The 14,810-nt window shown below is 60.4% G+C and carries 14 protein-coding genes; 7 read left to right on the plus strand and 7 right to left on the minus strand.

Annotated features, from left to right (window positions below; all coding sequences use genetic code 11):
* Positions 1-251 precede the first annotated feature (251 nt).
* Positions 252-662, minus strand: a complete 411-nt coding sequence (locus BWR59_RS28825; RefSeq protein WP_081569106.1) for a YbaN family protein — start codon at positions 660-662, stop codon at positions 252-254.
* Between the two features lie 10 nt (positions 663-672).
* Positions 673-1,260, minus strand: a complete 588-nt coding sequence (locus tag BWR59_RS28830) for a YecA family protein (protein ID WP_074757362.1) — start codon at positions 1,258-1,260, stop codon at positions 673-675.
* A gap of 210 nt (positions 1,261-1,470) precedes the next feature.
* Here BWR59_RS28830 and recQ point away from each other — a divergent pair, with 210 nt between their 5' ends.
* The 5 genes from recQ (at position 1,471) to BWR59_RS28855 (ending at position 7,990) form a co-directional block, all read left to right on the plus strand.
* On the plus strand, positions 1,471-3,597 hold the full coding sequence (gene recQ, locus BWR59_RS28835; protein ID WP_081569107.1) for a DNA helicase RecQ: 2,127 nt from the start codon (positions 1,471-1,473) through the stop codon (positions 3,595-3,597).
* A gap of 153 nt (positions 3,598-3,750) precedes the next feature.
* The gene (locus BWR59_RS28840) at positions 3,751-4,185 is read left to right on the plus strand and encodes a MarR family transcriptional regulator (RefSeq protein ID WP_081569108.1); all 435 of its coding nucleotides are present in this window, start codon (positions 3,751-3,753) and stop codon (positions 4,183-4,185) included.
* A 137-nt stretch (positions 4,186-4,322) separates the two neighbouring features.
* The gene (locus BWR59_RS28845; protein ID WP_081569109.1) at positions 4,323-6,584 is read left to right on the plus strand and encodes a FimV/HubP family polar landmark protein; all 2,262 of its coding nucleotides are present in this window, start codon (positions 4,323-4,325) and stop codon (positions 6,582-6,584) included.
* A 2-nt stretch (positions 6,585-6,586) separates the two neighbouring features.
* Positions 6,587-6,895, plus strand: coding sequence for a SelT/SelW/SelH family protein (locus tag BWR59_RS28850; protein WP_081569110.1), 309 nt, complete (start codon positions 6,587-6,589; stop codon positions 6,893-6,895).
* A 279-nt stretch (positions 6,896-7,174) separates the two neighbouring features.
* Positions 7,175-7,990 carry a UDP-2,3-diacylglucosamine diphosphatase gene (locus tag BWR59_RS28855; RefSeq protein ID WP_081569111.1) on the plus strand — a complete coding sequence of 272 codons (816 nt, stop codon included), beginning with the start codon at positions 7,175-7,177 and terminating at the stop codon, positions 7,988-7,990.
* 107 nt (positions 7,991-8,097) lie between these two features.
* On the opposite strand, the gene BWR59_RS28860 is transcribed toward BWR59_RS28855, so the two are convergent.
* Together BWR59_RS28860 and BWR59_RS28865 are read right to left on the minus strand one after the other, a co-directional pair.
* On the minus strand, positions 8,098-8,697 hold the full coding sequence (locus BWR59_RS28860) for an HD domain-containing protein (RefSeq protein ID WP_081569112.1): 600 nt from the start codon (positions 8,695-8,697) through the stop codon (positions 8,098-8,100).
* Between the two features lie 136 nt (positions 8,698-8,833).
* A complete protein-coding gene (locus BWR59_RS28865; RefSeq protein ID WP_081569113.1) occupies positions 8,834-9,145 on the minus strand; it encodes a DUF962 domain-containing protein in 312 nt (103 codons plus the stop codon).
* A 135-nt stretch (positions 9,146-9,280) separates the two neighbouring features.
* Between BWR59_RS28865 and BWR59_RS28870 the strand changes: the two genes are divergently transcribed.
* Positions 9,281-10,288, plus strand: coding sequence for an AraC family transcriptional regulator (locus tag BWR59_RS28870; RefSeq protein ID WP_081569114.1), 1,008 nt, complete (start codon positions 9,281-9,283; stop codon positions 10,286-10,288).
* 115 nt (positions 10,289-10,403) lie between these two features.
* Here BWR59_RS28870 and BWR59_RS28875 read toward each other — a convergent pair whose 3' ends face one another.
* The gene (locus BWR59_RS28875) at positions 10,404-11,858 is read right to left on the minus strand and encodes a TrkH family potassium uptake protein (RefSeq protein ID WP_081569192.1); all 1,455 of its coding nucleotides are present in this window, start codon (positions 11,856-11,858) and stop codon (positions 10,404-10,406) included.
* A gap of 174 nt (positions 11,859-12,032) precedes the next feature.
* Between BWR59_RS28875 and BWR59_RS28880 the strand changes: the two genes are divergently transcribed.
* Positions 12,033-12,593, plus strand: a complete 561-nt coding sequence (locus BWR59_RS28880; RefSeq protein ID WP_081569115.1) for a nitroreductase family protein — start codon at positions 12,033-12,035, stop codon at positions 12,591-12,593.
* Between the two features lie 150 nt (positions 12,594-12,743).
* On the opposite strand, the gene BWR59_RS28885 is transcribed toward BWR59_RS28880, so the two are convergent.
* Positions 12,744-14,087: a HAMP domain-containing sensor histidine kinase gene (locus tag BWR59_RS28885; RefSeq protein ID WP_081569116.1), complete on the minus strand. Its 1,344-nt coding sequence runs from the start codon at positions 14,085-14,087 to the stop codon at positions 12,744-12,746.
* 94 nt (positions 14,088-14,181) lie between these two features.
* Positions 14,182-14,625: a Spy/CpxP family protein refolding chaperone gene (locus BWR59_RS28890; RefSeq protein ID WP_081569117.1), complete on the minus strand. Its 444-nt coding sequence runs from the start codon at positions 14,623-14,625 to the stop codon at positions 14,182-14,184.
* Between the last annotated feature and the right edge of the window lie 185 nt (positions 14,626-14,810).

A 14,810-nucleotide genomic window follows, 5' to 3' on the forward strand; every position in this document is an offset into this window, starting at 1 on the left:
CGAGAGCCGCCCCCCGCCATGGATGGCGGATGGCGGCGGGCCCACGGAGCGTCGCCGGAGTGAGGGAACGGCGACGAAGGAGCCGCCAAACCAGGAGCAAGGACCCTTGGTTACTTGGGGTTATCAAGTAACTCGCCGGAGGCGAAACAGSTCTGGCGTTAGCCAGAACCGAAAATCAGCGCCACCAAAAATAACGGATAAGCCCCCAAAACTCAGCGCCGCCCCAAAAAGCGCAAGCGCATAACATTCAGTCACCGCCGCAACGTCTTCTGCCGCAAAATATAAACCGTCACCAACACCGCACTCACCACCATCAACCCCCGCGCCCAGATCATCGGCACCAGCGAGCAGGAAAACCCGATGCTGATCCACATCAGTCCAATCGCGTAAACCTTGCCCTTCAGCGGAATGCCTTCGCCATCCAGATAGCCACGGATCCACGGACCGAGCCGAGGATGATCGACCAGCCAGTGATAAAAGCGGGGGGAACTGCGAGCGAAACAGGCGGCGGCCAGCAACAGGAAGGGCGTGGTCGGCAGCACCGGTAGAAAGATCCCGATGACACCCAACACCACGCTCAGCCAGCCAACCCCTTGCAGCAGATAGCGCACGAACCGGTTGCGGCTGGTGCGCGATGACTCGTCTGAATTGCCATGCGCCATAGGCGCAGACTCAGTGGTGACGGGGTTTGAGGATTGCCGGTTTTTCATCCGGAGCATGCAACAGCAGATACAGCGCGGTCAGCGCCTCGGGGATCTGCACGATCATGTCGTCCATCAGATTGGCGTCGGCCGCGATGTCCGCGAACTCAGGCTGCTCATCGAACAGACCCGAACCGACCATGATCGGCAGCAGCATTTCGCTGACTTCTTCTTCATCGTTTTCAAACCAGGCCGATTCGCGCAGGAACACGCCTTCCATGAAGCCGATGCACCAGCCACGCAATTCGGAGTCGTCCGGGTCATCGCCCAGATCCAGATCGCACGGCAGTTCGAATTCTTCATCCGAGGCCAGCTGACGGGCGATGTGCGCCTTAAGCAGGATCAGCGTGGATTCGATCTCTTCGTGCTGCGCCTGGTCGGCATAGTGCGGGGGCTCGGCGAACAACGCGTCGATCCATTCGCGATCAGGCACGGTTTCGGCACAGATCGACAGCGCGGTCAGGTAGCCATGGGCGGCTACATAGTCCAGCGCTTCGTCATGCAGCTCATCGGCATCGAGGAAGGCTTGCAGGCGGTGTAATTGCTCAGCGAAGGACATGAAGGACTACCTTGGAAATAAACGATGCTGAATTCTAGGCTCTGAGCGCCATAGATGCCAGCGACGAGGCCCTTGGAGTCAGGATTGCGCTAAATTTCGACCGTTGGTGTAAGCGCTGTCCTATCCCCCGGAGTGGTCCGGTATACTGCCGCGCTTTGCGATTTGCACAGCGATTGTTCACCCGCTGTAGTGGCACCATCCGGGGTATCTATGCTCGACCAGGCTCAACGCGTACTTAAAGACATCTTCGGCTACGACAGTTTTCGTGGCTTTCAGGGTGCCATTATCGAACGCGTGGCCAATGGTGGTGATGCTCTGGTGCTGATGCCCACCGGGGGCGGCAAGTCCCTGTGTTTTCAGGTGCCTGGCCTGTTGCGCGACGGTTTGGCAGTAGTGGTATCGCCGCTGATTGCCTTGATGGACGATCAGGTCGCGACCCTCGAAGAACTCGGTGTTTCGGCGGCGGCGCTCAACTCCACGCTCAGCGCCGAACAGCAGCGCGATCTCGCCAACCGCATTCGTCTGGGCGAAGTGAAGATGCTGTATCTGGCGCCCGAACGCCTGGTTCAGCCGCGCATGCTGGCTTTTCTGCAAAATCTGAACATCGCTCTGTTCGCCATTGACGAAGCCCACTGCGTTTCACAGTGGGGGCATGATTTCCGCCCGGAATACCTGCAACTGGGCCAATTGGCCGAGCTGTTTCCGGATGTGCCGCGCATTGCTCTGACCGCCACGGCCGACAAGCGTACCCGGGAAGAAATCGTCACCCGTCTGCATCTGCAGAACGCCGAGCGTTTCCTGTCGAGCTTCGACCGGCCCAACATCTTTTATCGCATCGTGCCCAAGGAGCAGCCGCGCAAACAGTTGCTGGCGTTCCTTTCCGAGCGACGCAGCGATGCCGGTATCGTCTATTGCCTGTCGCGCAAGAAAGTCGAAGAAACCGCCGCGTTCCTGAGCGACAACGGCTATCCCGCGCTGCCGTATCACGCCGGCCTGCCTATCGAGACCCGTTCGGAGAACCAGCGTCGCTTCCTCAATGAGGAAGGCCTGATCATGGTCGCCACCATCGCCTTCGGCATGGGCATCGACAAACCCAACGTGCGTTTCGTCGCGCACATGGATCTGCCCAAGTCGCTGGAAGCCTATTATCAGGAAACCGGTCGGGCAGGGCGCGACGGTCTGCCGGCGGACGCCTGGATGGCCTACGGTCTGCAAGACGTTGTGATGCTCAAACAGATGTTGCAGAACTCCGAGGGCGACGAGCGCCACAAACGCGTGGAGCAGCACAAGCTCGATGCCATGTTGTCGCTGTGCGAAGAAACCCGCTGCCGTCGTCAGGCGCTGCTGGCCTATTTCGACGAAAACATGCCCAACCCCTGCGGCCACTGCGACAACTGCGTCGACGGCGTGCAGACCTGGGACGCGACCGAGCCCGCGCGTCAGGCGCTGTCGGCGATCTATCGCACCGGTCAGCGTTACGGCGTCGGCCATCTGGTGGACGTGTTGCTGGGCAAGGAGAACGACAAGGTCCAGAGCTTCGGGCATCAGAAACTGGCGGTGTTTGGCGTTGGCAAGAGCCGCAGCGAAGGCGAATGGCGTTCGTTGTTCCGGCAATTGGTGGCCCGTGGCCTGGCTGATATCGATCTTGAAGGCTACGGCGGCCTTCGCCTGAGCGACACTTGCCGGCCCCTGCTGCGTGGCGAAGTGACCCTGCAATTGCGGCGCGACCTCAAACCCCAGACCACGGCGAAAGCCTCGGGCAGCCCGGCGAGCCAGTTGGTGCGCGGCGAAGAGCGCGAACAGTGGGAAGCCCTGCGTGCTTTGCGGCGCAAGCTGGCCGAAGAACACGGCGTGCCGCCTTACGTCATCTTCCCCGACTCGACCCTGCTGGAGATGCTGCGCAGCCAGCCGGGCACCATGGCCGAAATGGGCCGGGTCAGCGGCGTCGGTGCACGCAAGCTGGAGCGCTACGGCGAGGCCTTCCTCGAGGTACTCGGCGGGGCAGCGCCGGCGCCGCGGGTCGTTACCGATCTGCGCCACGAACTGATCAGTCTGGCCCGCGCAGGCATGACCCCGATGCAAATCGCCAGTCAATTGCAGTGCTCGGAAAAGAACGTCTACACCATGCTTGCAGAGGCCATCGGCAAACAGCAGTTGTCCCTGGAGCAGGCGCTGGACCTGCCGGAAGATTTGCTGACCGAGATCCAGGACGCATTCCTCGACGGAGAAGGGGAACTGCCACCGGTAGCCGCCATCGCCGAGATGTTCACCGGCCGCGTTCCGGAAGGCGTGCTGTATTGTGTCCGCGCGGCGCTGCAGTCCGAGTTCGAGGTCTGACCAGGCAACACCTCTTTTACCACGCCAAACCCGCCGCACTCCGGACTGGCTGCTGCTCTGCGACGAAACACCACGCCTGGCTACTTGCCTCGTCCCAAGCTCCATGGTTAGCTGCCTATTAATTAGGAATCGTCTTTAACCATTGAGTTACCTATGCCGTTAACTGAAGAACACCGCTTTGGCATGCAACTGGCCAACCTGTCCCGGGGCTGGCGTGCCGAGCTTGACCGCCGTCTGGCCGATCTTGGGTTGTCCCAGGCCCGTTGGCTGGTCCTGCTGCATCTGGCGCGTTTCAAGGAAGCGCCGACCCAGCGTGAATTGGCGCAGAGCGTCGGTGTGGAAGGCCCGACCCTGGCCCGCCTGCTCGACAGCCTGGAGAATCAGGGGCTAGTCCGTCGTCAGGCCGTGATCGAAGACCGGCGGGCGAAAAAAATCGTCCTGTCCGACACCGCTCGGCCGCTGATCGAAAAGATCGAGACCATCGCCACGGCCCTGCGCCATGAGTTGTTCGTCGGGATCGATGAAGAAGATCTGCGCGTCTGCATGCGGGTGCACTCGACTATTCTGGGCAATCTGGAAAAATCTTGAGGTCATGGCCCTGAGCCAGCCACAAATACGTTGAACCTGTCGAAACATCCTGTTCTATTTGCACCCATACTGGTTTTGCTTGGGCACCATGTCCATCCAACGGAATTTGCAGGGAAGCCTGCCTCATAAGGGTTCGCATGCTGAAGAGTTTTCAGGCCGGTAGTCGGCGCGGGAGTCACGCACCATTTCGCGTTCAGTCGGGTCTTCGTACAGGGTTGCTGGCAGTGGCGATCGCCTGCGCCTCGATGCTGCACAGCTCCATGGCGGCCGCCCTGGGGCTGGGTGACATTACTCTGCATTCGGCCATGGGCCAGCCGCTCAATGCCGATATCGAGCTGATCGAAGCCGCCGGCTTGACCTCTGACGAAGTGGTGGTCGCGCTTGCGCCTGCCGATGCGTTCGTCAAAGCAGGCGTTGAACGGGTGTTCTTCCTCAACGACCTGCGTTTCACCCCGGTTATTCGCGGCAACCGTTCGGTGGTGCACGTCGAGTCACGCAAACCGGTCACTGAGCCCTATCTGGATTTCGTCGTGCGTCTGGTCCGTCCAAGTGGCGATCAGCTGCGCGAGTACACGGTGCTGCTCGATCCGCCGAATTCACCGGCCGGGCTGGCCGCGACGCGCAGCCGTACTCAATCGCCGGCGGCAGCTGCCAGGGACGATGGCTCGCGATTGCCCGTGGCGCCGCCCAAAGCGGTGCAGGGCAAGCATTACACGGTGGTGTCCGGCGACACTCTGGCGGGTATCGCCCGCCGCGTGCAGGCCCCGGGCAGCAAGGCCTCCACTGCCGAGATGATCACCGGGATTCAGGCGCTCAACCCGCAGGCATTTCCCAATGGCGAGCGCAGCCAGCTGAAAGTCGGCCAGAGCCTGTTGCTACCGGACAGCGCGCTTGAGCCCAAGGCCGCAGCACCCGTGCCGACATCTGCTCCTGGCGCCCAGGCATCTGCACCAGCCTCTGCGCCAGCGCCTGTGCCGAATGCCGCCGAGCAATTGACTGCCACGGCCATGGAAAACCAGCAACTGGCCAAAACCGTCGAGGACTTGAAAGGCCAGATTCAACAGGTGTCCGAAGACGAGGCGGCCAAGAACAAACAGATCATCGAGTTGCAGACGCAACTGGCGGAAATGAAGGCGTTGGCCGCAAGACCCGCACCTGCGCCCGCCACGCCAGTGACATCGCCGGTACAGGCCCCGGCCCCGGTGGTCACTGCCCCGGCTCCAGCGCCGGTTCCGCTCGTGGAAGACGAGGAGCTGCCGTGGACGACGATCATGGCGGCGCTGTTGGTGCTGGCCCTTTTGCTGGCGCTGGCCTGGTCGGTACGGCGCAACCGGATCAAAAACCTGCTAGCGCTGCAACCTGAGCCGGTCGAGCCGATCATCAAGCCCGCGCAACCTGCCGTCACACCGGTATTCGAAGTGCCTGCCGTGACACCACGTCCGGTGGCCGCCGCAAGCGCTGCAGTCTCCGCGCCGACGGGCCAACGCATGGCCGGTGCTGCCACGGACGCGCTGGACGGTGCGAGCATCTACATCGCCTACGGGCGTTTCGCCGAGGCGCTGGCGATCCTGCGCGAGGCGCTCGACAAGCAACCACAGCGTACTGATGTGCGCATCCGCGTGCTCGAGCTGCTGGGCGAGCAGGGCGACATCGCTGGTTTCGATGCCGAAGAGAAAGTGCTGCTCGACCAAGGCGTTGAATCGCAGAAGCTGGAAGACATTCGCAGCCGCTATCCGAAACTCAAAATCGAGCCTGAGCCCGCGCCGGCTGCCGCGCCATCTTCAGCTGCCCCGGCAATTGCAGCAGGTGCAGCGACTGTTGCAGCCGCCGCGGTTGCAAGCAGCGACACCGCCGCTCAGTTGGATGAGAACGCCGCCGCATCGCTGAACCCGGAACCGGCCGACGACTTCCAGCTCAACCTGGACGATCTGTCCATGGATGCCGACTGGGATCTGGTCGACCCTTTCGAAACCACACCGGCCCCGCGCAAAACCGCGCCTGAGGCCGAGCCGACGCTGGATCCGGCGTTTGCATCGAACCTCACCGAGTTGCCGGAAGTGTTCGAAATGCCTGAGGAACAGTTCCTCAGCGACTTTGCCGAAGACGAGGCAGCACCGGAAATGGAGGTGCAGTTCGAGCCTGAGTCAGTCCCGGAGTCCATTGCCCAGAGCAACAGCGATCTGATGGACGATGCTTTCCTCGACAGCTTCATGACCGACGACACCGAGTTCGATCTGATGGATCTGGACGAGGCGCCATTGAGCAAGATCAACGAGGCACAGGTGTTGATCGACGAGGGTAATATCGACGAGGCGCGTCGCTTATTGCAGGAAGTCATCGACGAATCCGATGACGGCCCGCAGCAAACCGCGCGGGATCTATTGGCAGGGTTGGGTTGAACATGACGGCCAAGGCTGAAATCACCATCACGTACTGCACGCAATGCCAGTGGCTGTTGCGTGCTGCCTGGCTCGCGCAGGAACTGCTCAGTACCTTCGGTGATGATCTGGGCAAGGTCTCACTGGTCCCGGGAACGGGCGGCGTGTTCCGCATCACCTGTGACGACGTGCAGATCTGGGAGCGCAAAGCCGATGGTGGTTTTCCCGAAGCCAAAGTGCTGAAGCAGCGCGTGCGCGATCGGATCGACCCTGATCGAGACCTGGGGCACAACGATCGTGGCTCCGCGCCCCCGCCAGAACTCGACAGCTGATCGAAACCTTCGATGAGGGGGTTGCTAACAGTGATTGGACGCTGCTGGCACGACCGACCTATGCTCAGGCGGCCATATCCGATGAAATGCTTTGAATGTACCGCGCCTCTTCGCGAGCAAGCTCCCTCCCACGGTGATATAGGGTCTGTCAGCCACCCCCGGGCTGTTGGCTGCCCCGTTGTGTTGCTTCGTTTTTCATGTCATCAAACCTAAACACACTCGTCATGTTCACTTCACTGACCCGGTCCACCCTTGTGGAAACCAAAGTGGAGGTCATCCATGAGCATTGCCGAGAACGTGAAACCCAGCCGTAAGCAACGCGTCCGGACCTTGTGGATCTCCGATGTACATCTGGGAACCCGGGATTGCCAGGCGGAACATCTGTCGGGTTTTCTCAAGCAGTATCATGCCGACAGGGTTTATCTGGTCGGCGATATCATTGACGGCTGGAAACTGCGCGGCGGCATGTACTGGCCTCAGGCGCACACCAACGTCATTCGCCGCTTGCTGACCATGAGCAAGCGCGGCACCGAAGTCATCTACGTCACCGGCAACCACGACGAATTCCTGCGTCGCTATTCAAAACTGATATTGGGCAATATCCAGCTGGTGGACGAGGCCGAGCACGTCACCGCCGATGGCCGACGTCTGCTGGTGATCCACGGCGATCAGTTCGATGTCATCACACGTTATCACCGCTGGCTGGCCTTTCTCGGCGACTCGGCCTACGAATTCACCCTGACCCTCAATCGCTGGCTGAATCATTGGCGCGCCAGATACGGTTACGGCTACTGGTCGCTGTCGGCGTACCTGAAGCACAAGGTCAAGACCGCAGTGAACTTCATCAGTGACTTCGAAGAAGCCATCGCCCATGAGTGTGTGAAGCGCGGGCTGGACGGGGTGGTGTGCGGGCACATTCACCACGCCGAGATTCGTCAGGTCGGCGGCGTCGAATACCTCAACTGCGGCGACTGGGTCGAATCCTGTACCGCGCTGATCGAGCACTGGGACGGCACCATCGAGCTGTTCCGTCTCGCGGATGCTCATGTGAAGGCCAAGAGCATGGAGACCGAAGTGGTCGCCGAAACAGTTTGAGGATGTTCAAGCTGGTGTTGCACCTGCGGTCTCTGTAGCCGTCCGGACGGACTAAAGAGCGCCACCGCCGGCAATCGAAGGGTATTGATGGCACCAGCTCACCCAGCTCACACCGCCGCCGGATTCTTCTCCATCGCCGCTTTGTAGATCGAATTCCTGGGCTGGGCGAATACTCGTTCAAGCATCGGCTCGAAGAAGCTCAGGGGCAGGGTTTCATAGTCCGGATCAAACGCCGCCGCGTCATATTTCGCGCAAAACTCGATTGTCTCGCGGTACTGCGGGTGGTCGGCAAACTCCTCGCGCAGATGCCGATCCATCCCCAGATGATGAAAGAAGTAGTACCCCTGAAAGATCCCGTGCTTCTCCACCATCCACAGGTTTTCAGCACTGACAAAAGGCTTGAGGATCGCTGCCGCGATATCGGGATGGTTGTAACTGGCGAGAGTGTCGCCGATGTCGTGGAGCAGGGCGCAGACCACGTATTCCTCGTCGCGGCCGTCGCGATGGGCACGGGTCGCGGTTTGCAGCGAGTGGGTCAGGCGATCCACGGGAAAGCCGCCGAAATCCCCATCCAGCAAGCGCAGATGCGTGAGAATCCGGCTGGGCAACTGACGGGCGTAAGCGCTGAAATCCTTGGCGATGATCGCCCAGTCTTCCTGCGTGCCGTCCTTCATGTGGGTGAAGCGGGCTTGGTCGAAATGGCTCATCGGCGGCTTTCGCTCTTTTTGTAGTAGACCCAACGAGTTTAGGCACGACCGATAACAGTGTGATGACTCAGCGAGACGGCTTGATGGCCCGGCGCGCCTTGTCGGACGCGTTATAAGCCTTGGTGATAGCGGGCCATTAAAAAGGAACCTTGCCCGTCAACATGTCGCGATACATCACGAAATCGCCCAGCAGACTGTAGAACGGATGCTTGAACGTCGCCGGACGGTTCTTCTCGAAAAAGAAATGCCCTACCCACGCGAAGGTATAACCCGCCAGCGGCAGAACCCACAGCAGCAGCCAGTTGGCGCTGAACAGAGCGGTCGCCAGTATCAGGATTACCAGACTGGTGCCGATAAAGTGGAGACGGCGGCACGTACTGTCTCGATGCTCCTGTAGGTAATACGGATAAAAGTCGGCGAACCGGTCGAAGTTTTTTACGTTATCCACAGCGAAATTCCCGGATGCGTGTCATGTAAACAGTTTAGTCGAGCCCCTCCGGCAATCAGTGACAATGGGTGCCAACGTAGTATCCTTCGGCTGTCAGTCGCAGGGGGCGACCGGTTCTTACAAGAAGACGTAAACATGGAAAAAACGACTTCTTCAAGTTGGGCGATGGGGATCGTCAAGTCCCTGGAAATGGATGGTCTGGATTGCCGGGCGTTGTTCAAGGAACTGGGGTTGGTCTATGCCGACCTGGAAAATCCCGACGCCCGCTTTCCGCAGGATTCCATGACCCGACTCTGGCAGCGCGCAGTCGAGCTGTCCGGCAATCCGGCGATAGGGCTGAACATGGCCAGGGTCGTACGCCCTGCGTCCTTCAGCGTTGCCGGTTATGCCTTGATGTCCAGCCGTACCCTCAAAGAGGGCTTTGAGCGCCTGGTGCGTTATCAGCGAATCATCGCTGACAGTGCTGACCTGAGCTTCCGTCTGCTCCCTGAAGGCTACGCGCTGATTCTCACGGTGCATGGCGATCTGTTACCTCCCACCCGACAAAGCGCGGAGGCCTCCTTGGCATTTGCGTTGGCGTTCTGCGGCTGGCTTACCGGGCGTCCGCTGCATCCGCGTCAGGTACTGATTCAGGGCGATCAACCGAAGAACGTCGAACCCTACAAGAAGTTCTTCCATGCGCCGCTGACCTTCAATGCGCCCTATGACGCGTTAGTGTTCGAGCGCGCAGACATGGAAGCGCCGTTGCCCACCGCCGACGAAGCGATGGCCAAGCTGCATGACCGTTTCGCCGGGGAATTCCTCGCGCGTTTCGCCAGCAACCGTGTGACCCATCAAGCCCGCCAGGTGCTCTGTCGTTTGTTACCCCAGGGCGAGCCCAAGCGTGAGGCCGTGGCGCAGAGTCTGCATCTGTCGCAAAGGACCTTGCAGCGACGATTGCAGGAGGAGGGCACCAGCTTTCAGACCCTGCTGGACGACACCCGGCGTGAACTCGCCGAGCAATACCTCGCGCAGCCACAGATGACCTTGCTGGAAATTGCCTATCTATTGGGGTTTGCCGACCCGAGTAACTTCTTCCGGGCGTTTCGCCGATGGTTCGACGAAACGCCCGGGGAGTATCGAGTGCGCAAGGCGATTGAATAACTGCCGATGCCCCATGGAGCCTATCCGCTCTGTAGCAGGCCGGCGTGCCGGTTTTGACATTTCAAGGTCGCTACCGCCGTCGAGCTTGACTGCTACAGGAAGCTGTGATGGCTGATCAATGCCGCCAGAACGCCGGAATACACAGCACCAGCACGGTGATGATTTCCAGTCGGCCCAGAAGCATCCCCACCGACAGAATCCACTTGGCGGCATCCGGCAGGGTCGAGAAGTTGCCCGCCGGGCCAATGGTCTCACCCAGCCCGGGCCCTACGCCCGACACCGTACTGGCCGCCCCCGTCAGCGCCGTCATCCAGTCCAGCCCCAGCAGTGACAGCAGCAGGGCGATCAGGCAGATGGTGATGGTGAAGAAGAACGAGAACGTCAGGATCGAGCGCACGATGTCGTCGTCCAGCCGGTGGCCGTTGTACTTCTGCTTGATCACCGCGCGAGGGTGAATCAGCTGATTGAGGTTGGCCTTGAGCAGGATGTAGGCCACCTGAAACCGGAATACCTTCACGCCGCCTGCGGTCGAGCCGGAGCAGCCGCCGATGAATCCCAGATAGAAAAAGAACATCAGCGCAAAGTTGCCCCACAGGCTGTAGTCGCCCAGCGCGAAACCGGTGGTGGTGACAACCGAGGTGACGTTCAAGGCGACGTGTCGCAGGGCGTCGTACCACGGCAGATCGGTGGTGGCCCAATACCAAATGGTCATCACCAGCCAGGTCGCCAGCAACAGGCCGATGAAGCCCTGAACCTGTTCGTCCTTGATCAGCGCCTTGCGATGCCCGCGCAAGGTCGCGACATAGAGGGTGAAGGGCAGGCTGCCGAGGATCATCACCACGATCGCCACCCAGTGCACGGCCGGTTGCGACCATTTGGCCAGTGACTGGTCGGACGTGGAAAACCCGCCCGTTGAAATCGCCGACATCGCATGGTTGATCGCGTCGAACAGGCTCATCCCGGCCCACCAGAAGGCCAGGCTGCCGAGCACCGTGATGCCCACGTAAACCAGAACGATGGATTTGGCGACCATGTGCGAGCGCGGCATGACCTTTTCCGATCGGTCCGAGGACTCGGTCTGGAACAGGCGCATGCCACCGATGCGCAGCAGCGGGAGAATAGCGACCGCCATACCGATGAAGCCGATGCCGCCCAGCCAGTGCAGCAGCGAACGCCAGATCAGAATCCCCGGCGACATCTTGTCCAGACCGCTCAGCACCGTCGAACCGGTGGCTGTGATCCCGGACATGCTCTCGAAAAAGGAGTCGGTGTAACTGATGTGCTGGGTCAGCAAAAAGGGCAGGGCGGCGAAGATGCACACCACGACCCAACTGCTGACGGTCAGCAGGTACATGTCTCGTGGCCGCAGATGAACGTGTTCCCGACGTCCCTGACCGACCAGAGCAAGCCCTGCAACGAAGGTGATCAGGCTCGACCACAGGAACGACGGCATGTCGCCGGTGCGATCAAAGATCAGCAGCGTCGCCATGGGCACGACCATGGCGATGGCCAGGGTGATGAGGAAGATGCCGATAATGAAGCCGATGATGCGGAGTGTCGGCAACGCCATGCAGTCGCTCTGATCAGGTAGTGGAAAGGCGCACATTCTACTCGTGGGTGATACCAAGTAAACCGAGGGCGTTTCCGAGTGTCTTGTAAGTAATTGCTGCTGTCATTCGTTATTGAAGTTCAAGAAGGCGTTTGCAGCACTACAATGCCTCATCATTTTTCAGGAGACGAAGTAATGGAAGCGCTCGATTTACTGCTCAACCGCGTGTCCGTCCCTCGGCTGATCGAGCCGGCTCCGGACGCCGCGCAGCGGGAAATTCTGTTCGGCGCCGCCCTGCGTGCGCCCGATCACGGCGGTCTGCGGCCATACCGTTTCCTGACCGTGGAAGGCGAGGCGCGCAATCGTATGGGCAGTCTGCTGGCCGAGGCGCTGGTGGAGAACGGCGGCGGTGCTGACGAGAAGGCACTGGAGAAAGCCCGTTCAGGTCCGCTGCGCGCGCCACTGGTAGTCGTGGTTATTGCCAAACCGCAGGACCACTACAAGGTGCCGAAGGCAGAGCAGGTCATCACCGCAGGCTGTGCGGCTCACGGTGTGTTGCTGGCGGCATACGCACTGGGTGTTGGCGCGATATGGCGTACGGGCGAACTGGCCTATTCAGCCCATGTGGCCAGAGGCCTGGGCTTGGCAGCTGGTGAAGAGGTCGTAGCCTTCCTTTACCTCGGAACCCCGCTCAACCCGGCGCGTGAGGCACCGAAGCCGGACGTCGTAGACTTCGTCAGTGAATGGCAGGGCTGATCCGGTCCAAGTGACGTTGCGCGGCTTGTGGGAGGGAGCTTGCTTGCGAAAGCGGTGTGTCATTCAAGATTTCTGTGGCTGATATGACCCATTCGCGAGCAAGCTCCCTCCCACAGGGCCTGTGTTTCTTCAGTGAGTACGATGTGACTTTTAAACCGTAGGGGAGAAGTTTGTATCCCGCGGCACCACGATGCTGGCGATGAACCCGCCCTGTGGATGATTCTCCAGCATCAGACTCCCCCCATGTTTTTCCGCCGCGCGCTTGGCAATGGCCAGACCCAGGCCGTAGCCCGGCGCGGTCTGGTTGGGCGCGCGGTAGAACGGCTCGCCCAGTTGGGCCAGATGTTCCGCGCTCACACCAGGGCCATGGTCGCGTACGCTGATGAACAGCGTATCGTCCTCGTTGCGCGCGCTCAGTTCGATGGATTGGCCCGGCGGATTGAAGCGCACGGCATTGCGTAGCAGGTTATCCAGCGCCCGCTCCAGCACATTCGGCCAACCCTGTAATTGAACGCCTGACTGGACGTCGACATTGATCGCCTGCTCGGTGCTGCTCATCTCGGTTTCGGCCTTGAGGTGATGCAGCAACCCCGGCAGATCCACCGGCGTGGCATCACCCATGTCAGCGTCGAGCCGCGCCAGCGCCAGAATTTCGCTGATCAGTTCCTCAAGCCGGTCGCATTCGCGGGTCAGCCGTGGCCAGAGTTTGTCTCGTTCGGCAGGTTCTGCTCGTTCGGCCAGTGCCAAGGCTATCCGCAATCGCGCCAAGGGCGAGCGCAGTTCATGAGATACGTCGCGCAGCAACTGACGCTGGCTGCCGATCAGGCTCTGCAGGCGTGCGCCCATGCGGTTGAAATCGTTGGCCAGTACGCCGAATTCGTCGCGCCGGTTCGCCAGCTGCGCCAGGCTGTTCTGTTGATACGTGGTCTGCCCCAGATCGTGCACGGCGCCGCGCAATCGGCTCAACGGGCGGGTAATCGACAGCGTGACCAAAAGACTGAACAACGTGAGAACAACGAGTGCTATGCCGAGCGCGCTGAGCGGCCATAGCAGGCTTTCGCGGTGCCAGGCGTCCAGTTCCGGGTGCGGTATGCGATAGATCAGCAGGTAGGTTTCGCCGGTTTTCGGGCTGGTGTATTCGGTGGTCAGGCGCCGCCATGGCAGAGGGCGCTCGTCATCTTTTTGCTGGCGCGCTTCGAACGCCGCTGCGCGAGGCGGGAAGGTGCCGGGAATCACTGCTTCGCCGCTGTCGTTCAACACCTGGACGTCAATGTGGTACTTGCGCTTGAGGTCTTGCAGATACTCCTGAGAAGGGCCTTCGCCTTGCTCATCGTAAAGCTGCGTCCACTTCTCCGGCAGTTTATGCAGGCCGGGGTGGCGACTGAGGATCCAGGCATCCTGATTGAGCATGTGCCCCAGCAGAATCGACAGACCTGCCACCAATGCGATAGCGAGCCAGAAACTCGCCAGGATTCGCCAGAACAATGAACGCACGTGAATCCCTCGATCAAGCCCCTGAACTGTAAAAGCCCGACACGCCGGGGAAAGCGTGTCGGGTTGGAGAGTGTACTGCCGCGCCAGCAGCGTGTTACTGGGTTTTCTGCGCCTTTTGCGCTTTCCAGGCTTCGAACTCGGCACGGTCTGCGCGACGTTGGGCCTGATCCTTCTGGATCTGATCAAAAGTCTTTTGCTGATCCGGGGTCAGCATGGCGCGGATGTCGGCCTGGGTTTTCGCGTGCTTGGCTGCCAGTTCATCCTGCATGGCCTTTTGATCGGCTGGCGACAGCTTGGCCAGGTACTTCTGAGTGATTTCGGAGCGGCTGTGCCATTGATCGCCCATCAGTTTGCCGACTTGCTGGCGTTGTTCCGGGGTCAGGTTCAGTTTGTCGAACGGGCCTTTGCGGTGATGCATGCCTGGGCCGTCGAAGCCTGGGCCGCCTGGGCCAGCCATGTGGCCGCCTTCTGGAGGCATTGCCATTGCAACGGTAGGCAGAGCAGCAGCGAACATCAAAGCCATCAGAGTCTTGCGCATGGTGTATCTCCTTGTCTCGAATCCGGCTCTGTGCCGGTTGTGGCCAGTTTAGGGAGATCAAGGTCAAGCGAGGTCAGGCGTGCGTAAAGCTTGGGTAAAGAGGGTTTGTGATCGAACTGACACAGGAAATGACCGGGATGTAGCAGTGCGGCTTGCCAGCGGGGCGTCATCAAAAATCGCAACCG

The sequence above is a fragment of the Pseudomonas sp. Bc-h genome (assembly GCF_002080045.1).
In the GTDB taxonomy this organism is placed as follows: domain Bacteria; phylum Pseudomonadota; class Gammaproteobacteria; order Pseudomonadales; family Pseudomonadaceae; genus Aquipseudomonas.